The organism is Clostridium fallax (assembly GCF_900129365.1).
GTDB classification, from domain to species: domain Bacteria; phylum Bacillota; class Clostridia; order Clostridiales; family Clostridiaceae; genus Clostridium_AH; species Clostridium_AH fallax.
On sequence record NZ_FQVM01000038.1, the window covers coordinates 1 to 17,621 of the forward strand.

At 24.6% G+C, this 17,621-nt stretch carries 13 protein-coding genes; 8 read left to right on the forward strand and 5 right to left on the reverse strand.

Going from position 1 to position 17,621, the window contains the following annotated elements; all coding sequences use genetic code 11:
- Positions 1–129: 129 nt before the first annotated feature.
- Positions 130–3,180 carry an endonuclease/exonuclease/phosphatase family protein gene (locus BUA70_RS12165; protein WP_072897665.1) on the forward strand — a complete coding sequence of 1,017 codons (3,051 nt, stop codon included), beginning with the start codon at positions 130–132 and terminating at the stop codon, positions 3,178–3,180.
- A gap of 242 nt (positions 3,181–3,422) precedes the next feature.
- Here BUA70_RS12165 and BUA70_RS12170 read toward each other — a convergent pair whose 3' ends face one another.
- The 3 genes from BUA70_RS12170 to BUA70_RS12180 all read right to left on the reverse strand — a co-directional run bounded on the left by BUA70_RS12170 (position 3,423) and on the right by BUA70_RS12180 (position 5,523).
- Positions 3,423–4,034, reverse strand: coding sequence for a DedA family protein (locus BUA70_RS12170; RefSeq protein ID WP_072897667.1), 612 nt, complete (start codon positions 4,032–4,034; stop codon positions 3,423–3,425).
- Between the two features lie 393 nt (positions 4,035–4,427).
- Positions 4,428–5,003 (reverse strand): class I SAM-dependent methyltransferase, encoded by a 576-nt coding sequence (locus BUA70_RS12175; protein WP_072897669.1) that lies wholly within the window; start codon positions 5,001–5,003, stop codon positions 4,428–4,430.
- A complete protein-coding gene (locus tag BUA70_RS12180) occupies positions 4,996–5,523 on the reverse strand; it encodes an ECF transporter S component (protein ID WP_072897672.1) in 528 nt (175 codons plus the stop codon). Before BUA70_RS12180 ends, BUA70_RS12175 begins: the two co-directional genes overlap by 8 nt.
- A gap of 223 nt (positions 5,524–5,746) precedes the next feature.
- Here BUA70_RS12180 and BUA70_RS12185 point away from each other — a divergent pair, with 223 nt between their 5' ends.
- The 6 genes from BUA70_RS12185 (at position 5,747) to BUA70_RS12210 (ending at position 11,134) form a co-directional block, all read left to right on the forward strand.
- On the forward strand, positions 5,747–6,286 hold the full coding sequence (locus tag BUA70_RS12185; RefSeq protein WP_072897674.1) for a flavodoxin family protein: 540 nt from the start codon (positions 5,747–5,749) through the stop codon (positions 6,284–6,286).
- 210 nt (positions 6,287–6,496) lie between these two features.
- The gene (locus BUA70_RS12190; protein ID WP_242977306.1) at positions 6,497–7,336 is read left to right on the forward strand and encodes a methyl-accepting chemotaxis protein; all 840 of its coding nucleotides are present in this window, start codon (positions 6,497–6,499) and stop codon (positions 7,334–7,336) included.
- Between the two features lie 100 nt (positions 7,337–7,436).
- Entirely contained in the window at positions 7,437–8,240 is an 804-nt protein-coding gene (locus BUA70_RS12195) for a Cof-type HAD-IIB family hydrolase (protein ID WP_072897677.1), read from the forward strand.
- A 285-nt stretch (positions 8,241–8,525) separates the two neighbouring features.
- On the forward strand, positions 8,526–9,026 hold the full coding sequence (locus tag BUA70_RS12200) for a PepSY domain-containing protein (protein WP_072897680.1): 501 nt from the start codon (positions 8,526–8,528) through the stop codon (positions 9,024–9,026).
- A 76-nt stretch (positions 9,027–9,102) separates the two neighbouring features.
- On the forward strand, positions 9,103–9,771 hold the full coding sequence (locus BUA70_RS12205; protein WP_072897682.1) for a response regulator transcription factor: 669 nt from the start codon (positions 9,103–9,105) through the stop codon (positions 9,769–9,771).
- A gap of 1 nt (position 9,772) precedes the next feature.
- Positions 9,773–11,134 carry a sensor histidine kinase gene (locus BUA70_RS12210; protein WP_072897684.1) on the forward strand — a complete coding sequence of 454 codons (1,362 nt, stop codon included), beginning with the start codon at positions 9,773–9,775 and terminating at the stop codon, positions 11,132–11,134.
- 188 nt (positions 11,135–11,322) lie between these two features.
- On the opposite strand, the gene BUA70_RS12215 is transcribed toward BUA70_RS12210, so the two are convergent.
- On the reverse strand, positions 11,323–12,876 hold the full coding sequence (locus BUA70_RS12215; protein WP_072897687.1) for a nitrite/sulfite reductase: 1,554 nt from the start codon (positions 12,874–12,876) through the stop codon (positions 11,323–11,325).
- Positions 12,877–13,656: 780 nt separating this feature from the next.
- Between BUA70_RS12215 and gltX the strand changes: the two genes are divergently transcribed.
- Complete coding sequence (gene gltX / locus BUA70_RS12220; protein WP_072897689.1) at positions 13,657–15,315, forward strand: glutamate--tRNA ligase; 1,659 nt, start codon at positions 13,657–13,659, stop codon at positions 15,313–15,315.
- A gap of 137 nt (positions 15,316–15,452) precedes the next feature.
- Here the strand turns inward: gltX and BUA70_RS12225 are convergent, their stop codons facing one another.
- Positions 15,453–17,114 (reverse strand): glutamine--tRNA ligase/YqeY domain fusion protein, encoded by a 1,662-nt coding sequence (locus BUA70_RS12225; protein ID WP_072897691.1) that lies wholly within the window; start codon positions 17,112–17,114, stop codon positions 15,453–15,455.
- Between the last annotated feature and the right edge of the window lie 507 nt (positions 17,115–17,621).

Sequence of the window (17,621 nt, forward strand, 5' to 3'; positions counted from 1 at the left end):
AACAAAAAATTAATTATTTATAAGAAAAATTATAAAATTAATTTAAGTATAGGTTTACAAAAAATTGAAAAAAGCATATAATTTGATTAAAATACAAATTTATTAATTTACATTTAAGGGGGTATCTTAATGTCTAAAAATAAAATAATGGCTTTAGTTACAGCTGCTTTTATGTTTGCATCTAATACAATTGTATTTGCTAAACCAATACAAAATAAAAATATAAAAGCAGAAAATACTTATGTAGAAAGTAGTTTAAAAAAGGATTCTAAAGTAGAAAATTATGTTACCATTTTAGAAGCTAAAGATAAGGCCAAAGGGGAAGAGGTAAATCTTAAAGGAACAATTACAAGTAGAATTGGTAATAGTTTTTTCCTTCAAGATGATACAGCAGGAATATATGTATATATGGGTGCTAAGAACCTAGATGAATTAAAATTAGGCAATGTGGTAACGTTTACTGGAATCTTAGATGAATATTATGGAGTAAAACAAATAAAAAACATAAATAATCTGAAGGTAGTTTCAGAAAATAATAATCTTCCAAAAGCCAAAGTATTAAAGGCTGAAGAAGTTTCTAATGATAAATTTCTTGGAGATTTAATAACAGTAGAAAATATTACTATAACAACTGTAGGTAAAGGCAAAAAGGGATATAATGTAATAGCTACAGATGGTACATATAATGTGAATTTAAGAATAGATAAGTGGGTAAATCCATATATAGATAGTAAGGAATTTAAGGTAGGAACAAAAATAAATGTTACAGCTCCACTTACAAAGCATACAGATTTTAATGGTGAAACTAAGTATCAATTAATGATAAGTAGTTTAAATAATATAAAACTTTCTAATAATCAAGATGCACAAAAAGTAGAGGTTAAAAAAATTCCAGAAATACAAGGAAGAGCTCATAGATCTCCTTTGGAAAATCAAAATGTTTCAGGAGTAGAAGGAATAGTTACTACTGTTTCTAGTAAGGACAAGTATCAAAGGGGTTTTTACATTCAAAGTGAAGTGCCAGATAATGATCCTGCAACTTCAGAAGGAATATTTGTAGAAACAAAAGATACTAAAAAAGTTAAAGTAGGAGATAAGGTAAAGGTTGATGGTACAGTAAAAGAATTAATTCATGACTATTCTCCAAAGACTTCTACAGGATTAACAGAAACAGCAATTAAGGCTACTGATTTTGAGGTAGAATCTTCTGATAATAAATTACCAGAACCTATAAATATTAATTTAGAAGGTAATTTATTAAAAAATATAGATAATGATGGATTAAAGGATTTTGAGCCAGAAGACGATGCAATAGATTACTATGAAAGCTTAGAAGGAATGCTTGTTAATGTTAAAGATCCATTAATAGTTGGTGCAGATGAACGTTATGGAGAATTAGCTGTTTTAGCTAGTAATGGTAAAAACTCTAAGGATAGTTTAACTCCTAATAATGGTATAAAAGCTAGTGAAGGAGATTTTAATCCTGAAATTATTACAATAGATGATGTTATAATTCCTATAAGCAATAAAGGTGGATTTATAGATAAAAATATGAAGGTAAAAGTTGGAGACAAGCTAGATGGTGATGTAAAGGGAATTATGAGCTATGGTTTTGGGAAATATAAAGTTTTAAATAGCGAAAAATTACCTAATATAATACCAGGAAATACAAAAAGAGAAGTAACCACTATAGAAGAAAAAAAGGATAAGTTAACTATAGCAAGTTATAATATAGAAAACTTTAATAATAGTGATAAGAATAAAGTTAATGGAATAGCTAGGGATATAATAGAAAATTTAAAATGTCCAGATATTATAGGATTAGTAGAAGTTCAAGATAATAGTGGTGATTTAGATGATGGAACTACTGATGCATCAGAAAACTTTAAATCACTAATAAAAGCAATAAAAGATCAAAGCAAAGTTGAATATGATTTTGTAGAAATAGCTCCTAATAATAATGAAGATGGTGGAAAACCAGGCGGAAATATAAGACAAGGTTATTTATATAGAATACATAGAGTTTGCTTAAGTAATAATAAAAAAGGAGATGCAGTAACTCCAGTAAAAGTTTCTGCTAATGATAATTCAAGACCTTTCAATGAAAATGGACTTTCTATAAATCCTGGAAGAATAGATCCAATGAATGAAGCCTTTAAGCATAGTAGAAAACCTTTAGTATGTGAATTTATGTTTAATGGAGAAAAGGTAGTTGTAATAGCAAATCACTTAGGATCTAAAAGAGGAGATCAATATTTATTTGGAAGTATACAACCACCACAAATGAAAAGTGAAGTATCAAGAATAAAACAAGCAAAGGTAATAAATGATTTTATTAAAGAAATAAAAGAAGTTAATCCAAAATCTAATATAGTAGTACTTGGAGATATGAATGACTTTGAATTTTCTGATACAATAAAAACTTTAGAAGGAAATGAAATGACAGATATGATAAATACTCTTCCAGTAAATGAGAGATTTACATATGTACATAATGGTAATTCACAAGTTTTAGACCATATATTAGTATCTAATAACCTAAAGGATCAAGCTAAATTTGATATAGTAAATATAAATTCACAATTTACTAAAGGATATGGAAGATTAAGTGACCACGATCCTATTTTAGTTCAATTAGATTTAGAAGCTAATAAAAATCAAGATAACAATCAAAATAATGAACAAAACAATGAACAAAGTAAAGAGGGATGGAAGTCTATAGATGGACACTGGTATTATTTAAATAGTGATGGAACATTTAAAACTGGATGGGAATTTTTAAATGGAGATTGGTACTATTTTAGTAATACTGGGGTTATGAGAACAAATTGGTTTAATGATGGATTTAACTGGTATTACCTAAGAGAAGGTGCTATGAAAAATGGATGGCAATTTATAGATAATAACTGGTATTATCTAAATAGCGATGGCACTTTAAAAACAGGATGGGTTTATAGCTGTAATAAATGGTATTTTCTTAACTCTAATGGAGCAATGGAAAAAGGATGGCAATCTATAAATGGTAGATGGTATTATTTAGGTGATAATGGAGTTATGGCGACTGGATGGAATTTTGTAAGTGGAAGTTGGTACTATCTTAGCCGTAATGGAGATATGCTTATTAATGGTATAATAGATGGATGGACTATCCAAGGAAATGGAATAGCAAGCTTACTATAAATAAATTAAAGTGATACTAATAAAATTTTCTAATGATTTATATGAATAAATTTATCTCGAAGATAATCTAGACATAGAAATTCAAATATATAAAAATCAATATTAATATTAAAAAAGTAGGTGTATAAAATGATTTTTTAATTATTTTATACACCTTTGTTTTATAAAATTATATATTTTAAAGAGGTACTATGTATTTATAAATTGTATATTTATTTAAAATAAGTACAAAGTATATATAATCATAATTTATTAGTTTTTTTAATCAGCTTTTTATTTCTTATAATAGCTATAATTATTAGAATGATTATAATAATAATTAATATGGTAGAGTATTTTTTTATTACTAGATTTAAAGCTTTTTTATTTTTGGTAAAAATAGTTCCTAATTTTATTAGAATGAAATTCCAAAGACTCATACCTAATGCAGAAAAAAATAAGAATCTATCTAATTTCATATTTATTATTCCTGCAATGATAGAGGTAAAAGTTCTAGCAAAAGGAAAGGTTCTAGATAAAAATACTCCGATATATCTATATTTTCTTAATATTTTTTCTGATTTTTCTATAGATAATTTAAATTTAGGATTATTTTTTTTTAGTTTACAAAGAAAATTATTTCCTATATATTTTCCAAATAGAAACATTATTAATGATCCTAAGGACCCTCCAAGTATAGATACTATAGTTATAAGTAAAATATTTTGATGATTACTTTTCGCAACTGCACCAATAAATGGTAGTGCAATTTCGCTTGGTATTGGTATACATAAATATTCAAGTAAACTTGTAACAAATACACTAATGATTCCATATTTAAGTATAAACATTTTTGTTATGGTTACTAAATTCATATTAATTACTTCCTATCTTTTAACTCTATAAGAGAATTATAGCAATAATAGATTTTTAAGATAATGGATAATATATTAATTTATATTTAAATATAGGTTAATCAATTTATAAAAAATTCTTTATTTTTTATAGGAACTTTTTATCCATTCACTATACAAAATTTATACATTGATTTTATTAAAAATTTAATAGTTAAAATTATAATTAATTATGAAATGTAACTTATATAAATAACTTTTAAAATGTTTTTTCATTTAAAGTATATCTTATTTTAAAATTTTAGATATAATAAGTTTTTGAAAATTAAATTATAATATTTGTACAAATTATATAATAAATTTGAAAAAGTTAATTTATATAAAGTAAAAATATATAGATGTATTTAAATACATCTATATATTTTTTTCTCCTAAAATAAAATACATTTCTTTATTATCTATAATTTTATTTATTATAAAATATTTTTTCATTACATTTGAAGTTGTTTCAGCAGAATCTAATAGGTGATTCTTTACTTCAGATTTACTTTTATGTATATTATTAATTTTTTCTTTACTTTCAGAATGAGCTATAATTATTTTGCCATTATTTTTTAATAAACTATAAATATGTTTAAAAAGTTTTTCTTTATCTTCAAAATGAGGATATACAGAATATAAAAATATGTAATCAAAAAGTTTTCCATTAAAATTTAATATATCTTCTCTTATAAAGGAAACCCTTTCATCTTTATATTTCTTTCTAGCAATATTAAGCATATTTTCTGCTATATCTATAGCTAAAATAGATTTAGGATTAGTTTTTAAAAGATATTGTATTAAAACACCAGTACCTGTTCCAACATCTAGTATTTGGCTATTTTCTTTTATTTTAGATAAGTTTATTATTTTCCTTAGCTTTTTAGGATCATGATAGCAAATTTCATCCCAATTTGAAGCTATTTTATTAAAAAATTCCCTGTTATTCATTTAAAAATATACTTTCTTTATGATTTCCTAAAGCTTTAACAATTATAGGAATTAATATGAGTTGAATTATTATTCCCATAAAAGGTTTAATGAAAGAACTTGCCACAAAAATAGATAAAGTATATTTATTACCTTGTGCAGATAAAAGGCAATAATATAAAATACCAGATACTAATCGACCTAAAATCATTGAAATTATTAAGGAAATAAAAATATTAAATTTTTTATTTTTATAAAGATATCCTGAAAAGAAACCGTATACAGATAATTCAAAAGCCATAATAATAGCTACAGGAAATAATGGGGGCATGCCTGAAATAAATGAATTTAAAAGAGGGGTTATAAAACCAACTATAAATCCATATTCTTTACCTAGAATAAATCCACAAAGTAAAACAGGAATATGCATAGGTAAAAATATTTTTCCAGGGATATTAGTTAAATGAAAAAATAGTGGAATTACTATGCCTAAGGCTAGAAAAAGAGCAGCTTTTACTAATTTGTTTGTTGAAAAATTCATTTTAAAACCTCCTAATATTTATAGATTTTTAAAGAAAATATTTTAAATAGAATTTATTACCATAATATAAATTATACCATGAAAGGTAAGTTTTTTATATTTTAAAGTGATGAAATATTAAAAATTGATGTATAATTTTAATAAAGAACATAATTAAAAAACTTATATTTATATAATGTATAATAAATATTAATGATATTTTTATTTAAAGGGGAGAAATAATATGAATAAAGTTATTTTATTAAGTGGAAGTCCAAAGGAAGATGGAAATTGTATGGATGTTCTTAAAGAATGTGCAAAAGTTATTGAAGAAAATAATTTAAAAGCAGAAATAGTATCTATAGCAGGTATGGATTTAAAGGATTGTATGAATGAGAGTTATGATGATGGTTTTCATGAAATTATTGAAAAAATTAAAGATGCAAAAGGACTTATAGTGGCATCACCAGTTTATTGGGGAACAGCTAGAGGAGAGGTTATGGTAGCTCTTCAAAGAATTGCAATGGCATCTAAAAAAGAAGGAAACTTTTTATCAAGAATGGTAGGAGGACCTATTGCAGTAGCAAGACGTGGAGGACAAACATCTACTATTCAAGAGATGTTAATGTTTTATTTTATAAATGATATGATAGTACCAGGTTCTACATACTGGAATATAGTATTTGGTAAAGAACCTGGAGATGCTTTAAAAGATGAAGAAGGAATAAAAACAGTAAAGAGATTTTCAGAAAATGTAGCTTATTTAATTAAAAAAATGTATTAAATTATATTCAATGTAGAGATATAAATTTATTTTTAAGTTTATATCTCTTTATTTTATATATGTCTTTTAAAATAAGTTATTATTATAAAAATATTAAAGATAATACATAAAATAGATAATTTATTAAATAAATAACAATTTTATACGAATAAATAAATTATAAAAGGTCTTAAAATAAAGATTAATCTTTAGAAGAGGGGGTATTTAACTATGACAATTATTTCAAATTTAGATGATAATGAATTAATGAAATCTTTTAATAATCTTATAGAATATTTACCATACTACTTTGATGATGAAGTTGCATTTACAATGTCTAATACTGAGTATTTTTTAAAGGGAGTAGATAGTCCTAATATAAAGCTTGGAGTTAAAAAGGGAGATAAGATTCCTAAAGGTTGTGGTGCAGATGAATGCTTAAAGGCTAAGAAACCTATATCTATTATAGTTCCTAAAGATGTATATGGAGTGTCAATAAGAGCAATTGGAATTCCAGTTAAAGAAAACGGAGAAATTGTGGGGACAATAGTAATTGCCAGGAGTTTAGAAAGAAAAAAACATATGGTAGAACTTACTGAGACTCTCTCAACATCTTTAGAAGAAATTACAGAATCTCTTCATGTTATAAATGAAGGTGTTTGCAATGTTTTAGAATTAAATACAAAAATAAAAAATAACATGGATAATACTTATGATGAAACAAAAAATACTAATGAGGTATTAAAGTTTATTCAAAATATAGCAAGACAAACTAATTTATTAGGTCTTAATGCAGCTATAGAATCTTCGAGAGCTGGAGAGTTTGGAAAGGGTTTTAATGTTGTAGCAAATGAAATAAGGAAATTGTCAATATCAAGTAGTGAATCTATTAAGAAGATTAATGAAGTATTAAATAAAATACAAGGATCTGTAGGAGAGATTTCAAAGGATGTTACAGAATCTAATAATGTATTTGAAGAGCAAGTATCTTCTATAGAGAGGATAACAGAAGTTATAGATAATTTAAATGAATCAGCTCAAAGACTTAAAATAATAACAGAAAAAATATAAATATATTGTATAAGAAGTCATACAAACTAGAATAGATTGTATGACTTCTTATATTTAAAAAAATTTTTTTATATGTTATATTATTATGGGGTGATTTAAAATGAAAAACATAAATGGAATTATATTTTTTGATGTAGATGGAACATTAATAGATTGCAGAAAAGGAATATGTGACCCTACAGAAAAAACTAAAGAAGGGATAAAAAAATTACAAGAAGCTGGATATTTAACAATCTTAGCAACAGGAAGACCTAAAAGTTTTGTAACTAAAGGAATAGTAGATTTAGGCCTTGATGGATACATAACTTCAAATGGAACTTATATTGAGTTAGAAGACAAAGTTATATTAAATGATGAAATAGATAAAGAAAAGTTAAAAGAAATATTACATACTTGTGATAAAAATGATATAAAGTTTTTATTAGAAGGACAAGCTAAATCATATATGAAGGATTTAACTAAAGAATATTCTAAAAAGATAATAGATTCTTTTTCTCTCCCTAGAGAAAACATTACAGATAAATGGAGTTTTGATGATATATCAGTAAGTAAAATTGTAGTTGTTGATAATGGAGAAGAAGGCTTTAAAGAATTTATGGAAAAGTTTAGTGATGAATTTGTATTTATGCAACATCCAGGTCAAAATTCTTATGATATGTATAGAAAAAACTATACTAAGGCGTATGGAATAGAATATTTAATAGATAAATTAAAATTTGATAAAGAAAAGACCTATGCCTTTGGAGATGGGGAAAATGATATCGAAATGTTCCAGATGGTCAAATATGGTATAGCTATGGGAGATAGTCATGAAAGATTATTACCACATGCTTATAAAAATACTGAAAATGTAAATAATGATGGTATATATAAAGCTTTAATAGATTTAAATTTAATAAAATAATTAAATTTAAATAAAGTACAATTTAAAAATTATTTTAAAGTAGTTAAATTAATAAATAGAATGATTTATATTAAATTCTATATAATTTTAAAACTTATTTAGTTAATAAAATAGCTAAATAAGTTTTTTTATATTATTTTATAAAATTTATAATATAATCTTATAGAAATAGTTTTATTAAAAATTTTTAATCTCCTTATAATTTAATATTAAGGTTTATTTCATTTTAAATTAATTTTAAGTATTTATAATTAGATCATAGATTAATTGAAAGGAAGATATTATATGAAAAAGATTGATTATAATACTAAAGAAATTGCAAAAGAGGTTATAAAAAATACTAAGGATATTGGTTATAAGGGAATTAAAAAGATAAAAGAACATAAAAAGAAGATAATAAAAGCATTATCTTTAGCTTTAGGTATTATTTTAATAGGCGGTGGAAGTATAGGTGGATTTTTAATATATAGAATGAAAAGTAATATAGCTTATACTCAACAGCAGTTAGAAGAAATAGCTTTAAATAAAATTTCAGGAGAGATAGTTAAGGTTGAAAAAGATTTTAATTTAGAAGATGGAGATATAGAATTTGAATTTCAAATAAAAGATAAGGAAAATATGATAAGAGAAATAGAGTTAAGTGCTAGAACTGGTGGAATATTAAAAATAAAAGATAGAACTCATAATAAATACAAATATAAATATAATCATAGGGAAAAAAATAATTTAAAGAGTAATAATGAAAACATTGTAAATAAAAATCAAAATAATAGTAGCCTCTCTTAAAGTTATATATAATGAAATTATGTAAGGAAAAAATAGTGAGCTTTTAGCTCACTATTTTATTAGTAGAGGTGACAAAATGAAAAGAATTTTAATAATAGAGGATGAAGAAAATATAGAATCTTTTTTAGAGATGGAGTTAAAATATGAAGGATATTTAGTAGATATATGTGATGATGGAAAGGAAGGATTGAAAAAAGCTTTAAATCAAGATTTTGATTTAATACTTTTAGATTTAATGCTTCCTACATTAAATGGTTTAGAAGTTTGCCGCAGACTTAAAAAAGAAAAAAATACACCGGTAATAATGTTAAGTGCAAAAGATAGTGTTATGGATAAAGTAGCAGGACTTAATATAGGAGCAGATGACTATATATCAAAACCTTTTGCAATAGAAGAGCTTTTGGCTCGTATACAAGTAGTGTTTAGGAGAGAAGAAAATCAAAGCAAGAAATTTATAAATTTTAAAGATATATCTATAGATATAGAATCTCATATTGTAAAAATAGGAGATAAGGAATTAAATTTAACTAATAAGGAGTATGAACTTTTAATAACTTTAATAAAAAATAAAAATAAAGTAGTTACAAGGGATTTTTTATTAGAAAATATATGGGGTTATGATTATGAAGCTGAAACTAATGTGGTAGATGTTTATATAAGATATTTAAGAAGTAAATTAGATTTAAAAGATAAAGAAAGATATATTCAAACAATAAGATCAGTTGGGTATATAATGAGAGAATGATATGAAAAGAAAAAGAAAACTACCTATATTTTTAGAACTTACATTAGTATCTTCAAGTATAATCATAACAATACTTATAATATATACAGTTATTCAATTAATAAGCTTTAATTCTTTTACTATAGATTTTCAAAAGAATCAAGTTGAAAGTAGATACAATGAAATAAAATTCTTATTTACTAATTTAAATATTAACAATAAAAAGAAACTTATAGACCTTAAACTATTAAAAAAAGATCATGGAGAAATAAGAATTTATAACAAAGAAGAGGTTTTATTTGAAACTCCTTCTAAGCTATGGAATAAGATACAAATAAAAAATTATAATAAAGAAATTAAAATAAAATCTAGATTTATAGATTTTAAAAAATATGTAATTTTAAATGGCCCTATTGAAATAAATAATAAAAACTATAATGTTCAAATAATAGAAAGTATAGATATTTTTGAAGATTTTATAGAGAGGTATTTGCCTGTATTTTTAATTCTAATATTTTTAGGAGTAATTTTAAGTGTAATTGGAGCAATTTATGTATCAAAAAGATTTTTAAAGAGATTAAAAATGTTAAGCAGTACTATGAAAGAAATAAAGGAAGAAGATATTAAAACAAGAGTTCCTATATCAGAAAGCAATGATGAATTTGACAAGGTAAATATTATATTTAATTCTATGATGGATAACCTTGAAGAATCTATTAATAAACAAAAACAGTTTGTAGCAGATGCATCACATGAGCTAAGAACTCCACTAACTATTCTTAAAGGACATTTAAATATGCTGAAAAGATGGGGAAAAGATGATAAGAAAACATTAGAAAAGTCTATAAATATTTGTTTAGAAGAAGTTAATAGGCTTATAAAACTTGTAAATGAACTTTTGGTTCTTTCAAGAACTAATAATGATATTAAGGATATAAATATACAATCAATATATATTTATAATTTATTAATGGATACTGTAGATAGTTTTAAAATTTTAAATTCAGAAGTGGATTTTGAAATATATTCTAAAGAGGATATTAAATTTAATATAAGAGAAGAAGATTTTAAGCAGATTTTAATAATATTAATAGATAATGCTATAAAATATAATAATAAAAAAGATAAGAAAATTATTATAAATGTTTATAAAGAAAATAACAACTTATATTTATCTGTTAAGGATAATGGAATAGGAATTGAAAAAGTAGAAATTCCAAAGATTGTAGATAGATTTTATAAAGTGGATAAAGCAAGAAGTAATAATAAGAAGTCCTTTGGATTAGGTTTATCTATAGCAAAAAAAATTATAGATAATTATAATGGAAATATAGATATTAAAAGTAAACTAGGTGAAGGAACAGAAATAATTATTAAATTTTAAGTTTAATAATTATAAAACTTATATAAAATAAAAAATATATAAGTTATAAAGATTTATGGTATTAAAATAAATTAGCTATAGGATTACTTTTTGTCCTATAGCTAATTTTTAAGGTGTAATAGTAATTTAAAAAAATTTATTTGTAATTTAGTAATTTTACAGTAAGTATTTAATATATTGCTTAAATATTAAACAGCATATTTAGAAATTATTTCTTTTGCTAAATCCTCATTATTTTTTAACCAAGTTGAAAAGTCTAAATTTGATTTATCTACTTCTAAAGCAAATTTATATAAAAGTTCAGGAATTTTATTAGTAGGAATATCTCCATAAACTTTTGCTAAAGATGTACCTGGAATATTTAAGTGGCCACCTAAATGTAGCTCAAATATATCAAGTAATTCACCATCTACTCTTTTTTTCTTCCCTACAAGACCTATACCTGCTATTTCATGTGCACCGCAAGAATTTGGACATCCTGATATATGAATTGAAGGTAAAACATCTTTTTTAAAGTTTTTTTCTTTAAAATAATTAATTATTTTATTAAGTTCAGTTTGACTTTCTAAAACTCCCATTTGACAAATAGGAACTCCTATACAGCAAACACTTTGTTCAAGTGATGTTTCTCCACCTAAATTTTCAGTTATTCTTAAAAATTCTCTAGCTTCATTACCGTTAAGATTTAAGATGTAAAAACCTTCTTCCATAGTGGATCTTATCATTACATTAGAAACATTATCTATAAAATCTAAAACTTTTTTTAAATCTTTAAGATATAATATTCCCCCAATTGGTTTAATATAAACACTGTATAAACCTTCTTGTTTTTGTTTAAATAATCTTTTATGAGTTAAATCAAGATTTACACCTTGTTTTTCATAATTGATTTCTTCTATATGTAAATCTAGATCACCTTTTGCTTTTAACTCAGAAAGATATTTTTTATATTCAGATATAAATCCATCTTTGCCTAATTTTTCAGTTATATATCTTACACGAGCTTTACTTTTATTTTCATAATTACCTTCATGAATGAATAGTTGAGTTATAGCTTCTATGTGATATAAAACATCCTTTGGATCTATTAATTCTGGAAATTCAATAGACACAGCTGGATTTCTACCAAGTCCACCACCAAAGAATACTTTAAAATAGTTTTTATTATTTTCTTTTGTAGCAACAAATCCTAAATCCTGAACAGTACAATGAGCAGAATCATTATTATTATTTGAAAAAGATACTTTTAATTTTCTTGGTAACTTATAAGTGTATATTTTCTTTAAGAAATATTTATCGCAAGCAATTGCATAAGGAGTTACATCAAAAACTTCATTTTCATTTACTCCTGAAAGAGGAGATAAAGCAACATTTCTTGGGAAATCTCCACCACCACCACGAGTATATATACCTTCTAAAAGGGCCTCTTTCATAATGTTACATATGTTATCAATTGATAAACCATGAAGTTGAACTGCTTGACGGGTAGTTAAATGTATTTTGTCTAACTTATATTTAGATGCTAAATTATAAATTATATGAAGTTGTTTTTTTGAGATAACGCCACAAGAGGTTCTAAGTCTTATCATAAATTCTTTACCATCTCTATGAGCATAAACTCCAAATCTTCCGGATATACCTTTAAACTCCATTTTTGACATTTCATTATTGATAAATTTATTTCCGCATTCCTTAATATAAGGAATTTCATCAAGAAGTATTTTATCTAATTCTTTATTCATACAAAACCACTCTTTCCATATATAATACATATGTATTATTATATACATTAAAAAAAAGTTTTAAATGTAAAAAAAAACAAGAATTAAAAAAGTTAACAAAGTTCATAATTTCATTTTACATTTTTCTATTTTATATTTGTTATATAGAGTTATTATATTTATTATTATAGAGTTTTTTATTGTGAAAATTAAGAAAAATAAAACATTTTAGTTTTCTATTAAATAGACTAAATAATCTACGAATTTGTAAATTTTTTGTTATATAATCAAATACTTATTGACAATATTATAATTTAATTATATAAAATCTTAAAATTTAAATTAGAGGATAATTTTTAGGTATTATGTTTACAATAAAGGCTAAGAAAGTTATAATTAAGTTGCTTTATTAATTAGTAAAAAATTAATATTAAATATAAAAAATAAATGATTTATATATTAAATTAATAAGAAAAGTAAAATTTAATATTTTAGGCTATGAAGGAGAAGAGTATATAGTAAATTAGTTTAAAGAGATCTAAGGATGGTGAAAACTTAGAAATTAATCCTATTGAAAGAAGCTCTGGAGCTATAAGTTAAGTTCTATAATTTTTATGGATTAATTAAAGATTAGAGAATAAGCTTGTGGGATTCTTACCTTAAAAAGAAGTAAGAGGATTAAGTATTGAATATTATTAGTTCTTAATCAATTTAGGTGGTAACGCGGAAGTAGCCTTTCGTCCTAAGGGTTTAGGTCGAGAGGTTTTTTATATTTATTTATAGAAAAGGCAAGGTGATAAAATGAGTTTTGAAAAATTAGCAGAATTAATATTTCCTGATGTGTCTAAAACACCAGAATATTATATGGAGAAATATCCAAAGAGAAACTTAAAAGAGGGAGCAAAGGTGGTAAGATATGCACCAAGTCCTACTGGCTTCCAACACATAGGTGGAGTTTTCGCAGCTTTAATAAATGAAAGATTAGCAAATCAAAGTGATGGAATATTTTATTTAAGAATAGAAGACACAGATCAAAAAAGAGAAGTTGAAGGTGCTATAGAAGATACTATAAAAACTATGCACAACTTTGGAATGGATTTTAGCGAAGGAATGACTGGAGAAGATTCAGAAAAAGGAGAATATGGTCCATATAGACAAAGTCAAAGAGGAGAAATATATAATACTTTTGCAAAAGATTTAATAAAAAAAGGATTAGCTTATCCATGTTTTTGCACTCCAGAAGAATTAAATGAATTAAGAGAAAAGCAAATAGCAGAAAAAATAACTCCTGGATATTATGGAAAATATGCTAAGTATAGAAATTTAACTCCAGAAGAAGCAATTGAGAAAATAAACAATGGAGAAAATTATATAATAAGAATGAAGTCTCCAGGAAACCCAGAAAAGAGAGTGGAATTTCATGATTTAATAAAGGGAGATGTATCATTTCCAGAAAATAATCAAGATATAGTAATAATAAAAGGTGATGGATTACCTACATATCATTTTGCACATGCTATAGATGATTCACTTATGGGAACAACTGATGTTATAAGAGGGGAGGAGTGGTTATCATCACTTCCAATTCATATTCAGTTATTTGAAGTTCTAGGATTAAAGGTACCAAACTATGCTCATATCCCAACAATTATGAAACAAGATGGTGGATCAAAAAGAAAACTTTCAAAGAGAAAAGATGCTGAAAGTGCTGTAAGCTATTATAGAGAAGAAGGATATCCAACAGTATCAGTTATAGAATACTTATTAAATATTATTAATTCTTCTTTTGAAGAGTGGAGAGCAGAGAATCCTAATGTAGATTATCATGAATTTAAAGTATCTTTAGATAAGATGAGTAAAAGTGGAGCTTTATTTGATATCATAAAATTAAATGATGTAAGTAAAGATGTAATATGTAAAATCAAAGCGGAAGATGTATATAATTATTATGTAGATTGGGCTAAAGAATTTGATAAAGAGATGTATGATTTAGTAACTAATAATGAAGCAATGGCAAAACAAATATTTAATATAGATAAAGAAGGCCCAAAACCAAGAAAAGATTTTGCAAAGTGGAGTGATGTAAAAGAAAAAATATTCTACTTCTTTGATGAATTATTTGATAAGGAAACAAAGGAGAATGTAGAACTTCCAAAAAATCTTGATTTAGAAGAAGCAAAGAGGGTTATAGAAGCTTATGCTAAAGCATATAACTTTAACACTGATAAAGATACTTGGTTTGAAGACTTAAAAAAGGTAGCTATAGATTTAGGATATGCTACAGATAGAAAAGCCTTTAAGAAAAATCCGGAACAATTCAAAGGTATGGTTTCAGATGTAGCAGGATCAGTAAGATCAGCTTTAGCTCATAGAAATAATACACCAGATCTTTATACTATAATGCAAATTATGGGAGAAGATAAAGTAAGAAATAGATTTAAAAAATTTATAGAACTTTAATTTATAGATAAAGATTTTAGTTCTAATATTTAAAGTTATTTTAAATTTATGTAATTTATAGTTAAAATAAAAGGATAGTTAGAATAATTATTTTTCATAATTACCTAGCTATCCTTTTTATTTATATTAAGAATTTTTTATTTTAATTTAAATGAACTCTTTAATGATACTATTCTATTTAAAACTAAATTATCTTTACTTGAATCTTTAGAATCAACAGTAAAGAAACCATTTCTTACTAATTGGAATTTGTCTTCAGCTTTAGCATCTTTTAATGCTGTTGGTTCAACAAAACCTTTAAGAACTTCTAATGAATTTGGATTTATTTGCTCTAAGAAGTTTTTGCCTTCATTTTCTTCTAAATTGTCTAGTATTAAAGGTTCATACAATCTAAATTCAGCTGGAACTGCATGTTTTGCATCAACCCAGTGAATAGTACTTTTAACTTTTCTTCCTGTAAATCCTGAACCACTCTTAGTTTCTGGATCATAAGTACAGTGAATTTCAGTTACATTACCATTCTCATCTTTAATAACTTCATTACATTTTACAAAATAAGCTCCCTTTAGTCTAACTTCGTTACCCGGGAATAATCTAAAGTATTTTTTAGGTGGAACTTCCATAAAGTCTTCTCTTTCTATATAAAGTTCTCTTGAGAATGGAACTTCTCTTTTACCTAAGCTTTCATCTTTTGCATTATTTTCAAGTTCTAACATTTCAACCTTATCCTCTGGATAGTTTGTTATTACAAGTTTTAATGGATTCATAACAGCCATTGCAAGAGGCGCTTTTGTTTGTAAATCTTCTCTTATGAAGTATTCAAGCATTTGACTATCAACTGTTGATGCAGCTTTTGAAACTCCAATTGCATGACAGAAGTTTCTTATAGATTCTGGAGTATAACCTCTTCTTCTAAGACCTGCTATAGTAGGCATTCTAGGATCATCCCAACCATCAACTATTTTCTCATCAACTAATAATTTAAGCTTTCTTTTACTCATTACAGTATTAGTTATATTTAATCTTGCAAATTCTATTTGTCTTGGATGAGATTCCATCTCACATTCTTCTACAAACCAGTTATATAAAGGTCTATGATCTTCAAACTCAAGAGTGCATATAGAATGAGTTATATGTTCTATAGCATCTTCAAGTGGATGAGCAAAATCATACATAGGATATATACACCATTTATCTCCTGTATTATGGTGCTCTGTATGAGCTATTCTATATATAATAGGGTCTCTCATATTTATGTTAGGAGAAGACATATCTATTTTTGCTCTTAAAACTTTTTCTCCATCTTTGAATTCACCGTTTCTCATTCTTTCAAATAATTCAAGATTTTCTTCTATAGTTCTATTTCTATAAGGACTTTCTTTACCAGGTTCAGTTAGAGTTCCTCTATATTCTTTCATTTCCTCAGCAGTTAAATCACAAACATAAGCCTTTCCTTTTTTTATTAAAAGTAGAGCTTTTTCATACATAGTATCAAAATAATTTGATGCAAAATGAAGTTCATCCCATTTATAACCTAACCATTTAACATCTTTTTCAATAGAATCCACATATTCAGTATCTTCTTTTATTGGGTTAGTATCATCAAATCTTAGGTTAGTTCTTCCGTTAAATTCATCACCTAATCCAAAGTTTAAAACTATAGATTTAGCGTGACCTATATGTAAATAACCATTTGGCTCTGGTGGAAAACGAGTTATTATCTTTTTGTGTTTTCCAGACTCTAAGTCTTCAACAACTATATTTCTTATAAAGTTAGATGAATTAATTTCGTTTGACATATTATTCTCTCCTGTACAAAAATTTTTTACACATTATATAATTATCGGTATGTTTTTATAATTCATAAATTTAATAAATAAGTTCGAATATATACCAATAAAATTTATTTAATTAATTATAAATATTTACTTTTATTATTAATTTTAATCCAATATTAGAAAAAAATAAAGGGATAGAGCTGTAAAAAATCATAATCTTTAGGAATATTAAAGTTTTAAAGTAATTAAATAGAAAAATAATGAAATAAATTTACTTTAAAAGTTTTATAAAATTATATTTAATAGTAGTATTATTTAACATTAAAGATATTTTAATGATTAATTCTTTATAAATAAAGATTAAAGTTCTATATAAAATTAGAATTTTTTATCAAAGTAAATATAAACTAATTTTTAACATTTTAAATTATAAAGTAAAAAAGAAAAATAGTGAGGATACTTAAATAAATATAATAATTTATTAATGAAAAATAGAATTTTCTGAGTAAAGTAAAGTATATTGGGATT

What these genes read in the sequence shown, in the direction of transcription:
- BUA70_RS12205 (WP_072897682.1), top strand. Translation starts at nt 9,103, where the DNA reads ATGAAAAGAATTTTAATAATAGAGGATGAAGAAAATATAGAATCTTTT.
- BUA70_RS12200 (WP_072897680.1), top strand. Translation starts at nt 8,526, where the DNA reads ATGAAAAAGATTGATTATAATACTAAAGAAATTGCAAAAGAGGTTATA.
- BUA70_RS12195 (WP_072897677.1), top strand. Translation starts at nt 7,437, where the DNA reads ATGAAAAACATAAATGGAATTATATTTTTTGATGTAGATGGAACATTA.
- gltX (WP_072897689.1), top strand. Translation starts at nt 13,657, where the DNA reads ATGAGTTTTGAAAAATTAGCAGAATTAATATTTCCTGATGTGTCTAAA.
- BUA70_RS12170 (WP_072897667.1), bottom strand. Translation starts at nt 4,034, where the DNA reads ATGAATTTAGTAACCATAACAAAAATGTTTATACTTAAATATGGAATC.
- BUA70_RS12190 (WP_242977306.1), top strand. Translation starts at nt 6,497, where the DNA reads ATGACAATTATTTCAAATTTAGATGATAATGAATTAATGAAATCTTTT.
- BUA70_RS12215 (WP_072897687.1), bottom strand. Translation starts at nt 12,876, where the DNA reads ATGAATAAAGAATTAGATAAAATACTTCTTGATGAAATTCCTTATATT.
- BUA70_RS12175 (WP_072897669.1), bottom strand. Translation starts at nt 5,003, where the DNA reads ATGAATAACAGGGAATTTTTTAATAAAATAGCTTCAAATTGGGATGAA.
- BUA70_RS12180 (WP_072897672.1), bottom strand. Translation starts at nt 5,523, where the DNA reads ATGAATTTTTCAACAAACAAATTAGTAAAAGCTGCTCTTTTTCTAGCC.
- BUA70_RS12210 (WP_072897684.1), top strand. Translation starts at nt 9,773, where the DNA reads ATGAAAAGAAAAAGAAAACTACCTATATTTTTAGAACTTACATTAGTA.
- BUA70_RS12225 (WP_072897691.1), bottom strand. Translation starts at nt 17,114, where the DNA reads ATGTCAAACGAAATTAATTCATCTAACTTTATAAGAAATATAGTTGTT.
- BUA70_RS12165 (WP_072897665.1), top strand. Translation starts at nt 130, where the DNA reads ATGTCTAAAAATAAAATAATGGCTTTAGTTACAGCTGCTTTTATGTTT.
- BUA70_RS12185 (WP_072897674.1), top strand. Translation starts at nt 5,747, where the DNA reads ATGAATAAAGTTATTTTATTAAGTGGAAGTCCAAAGGAAGATGGAAAT.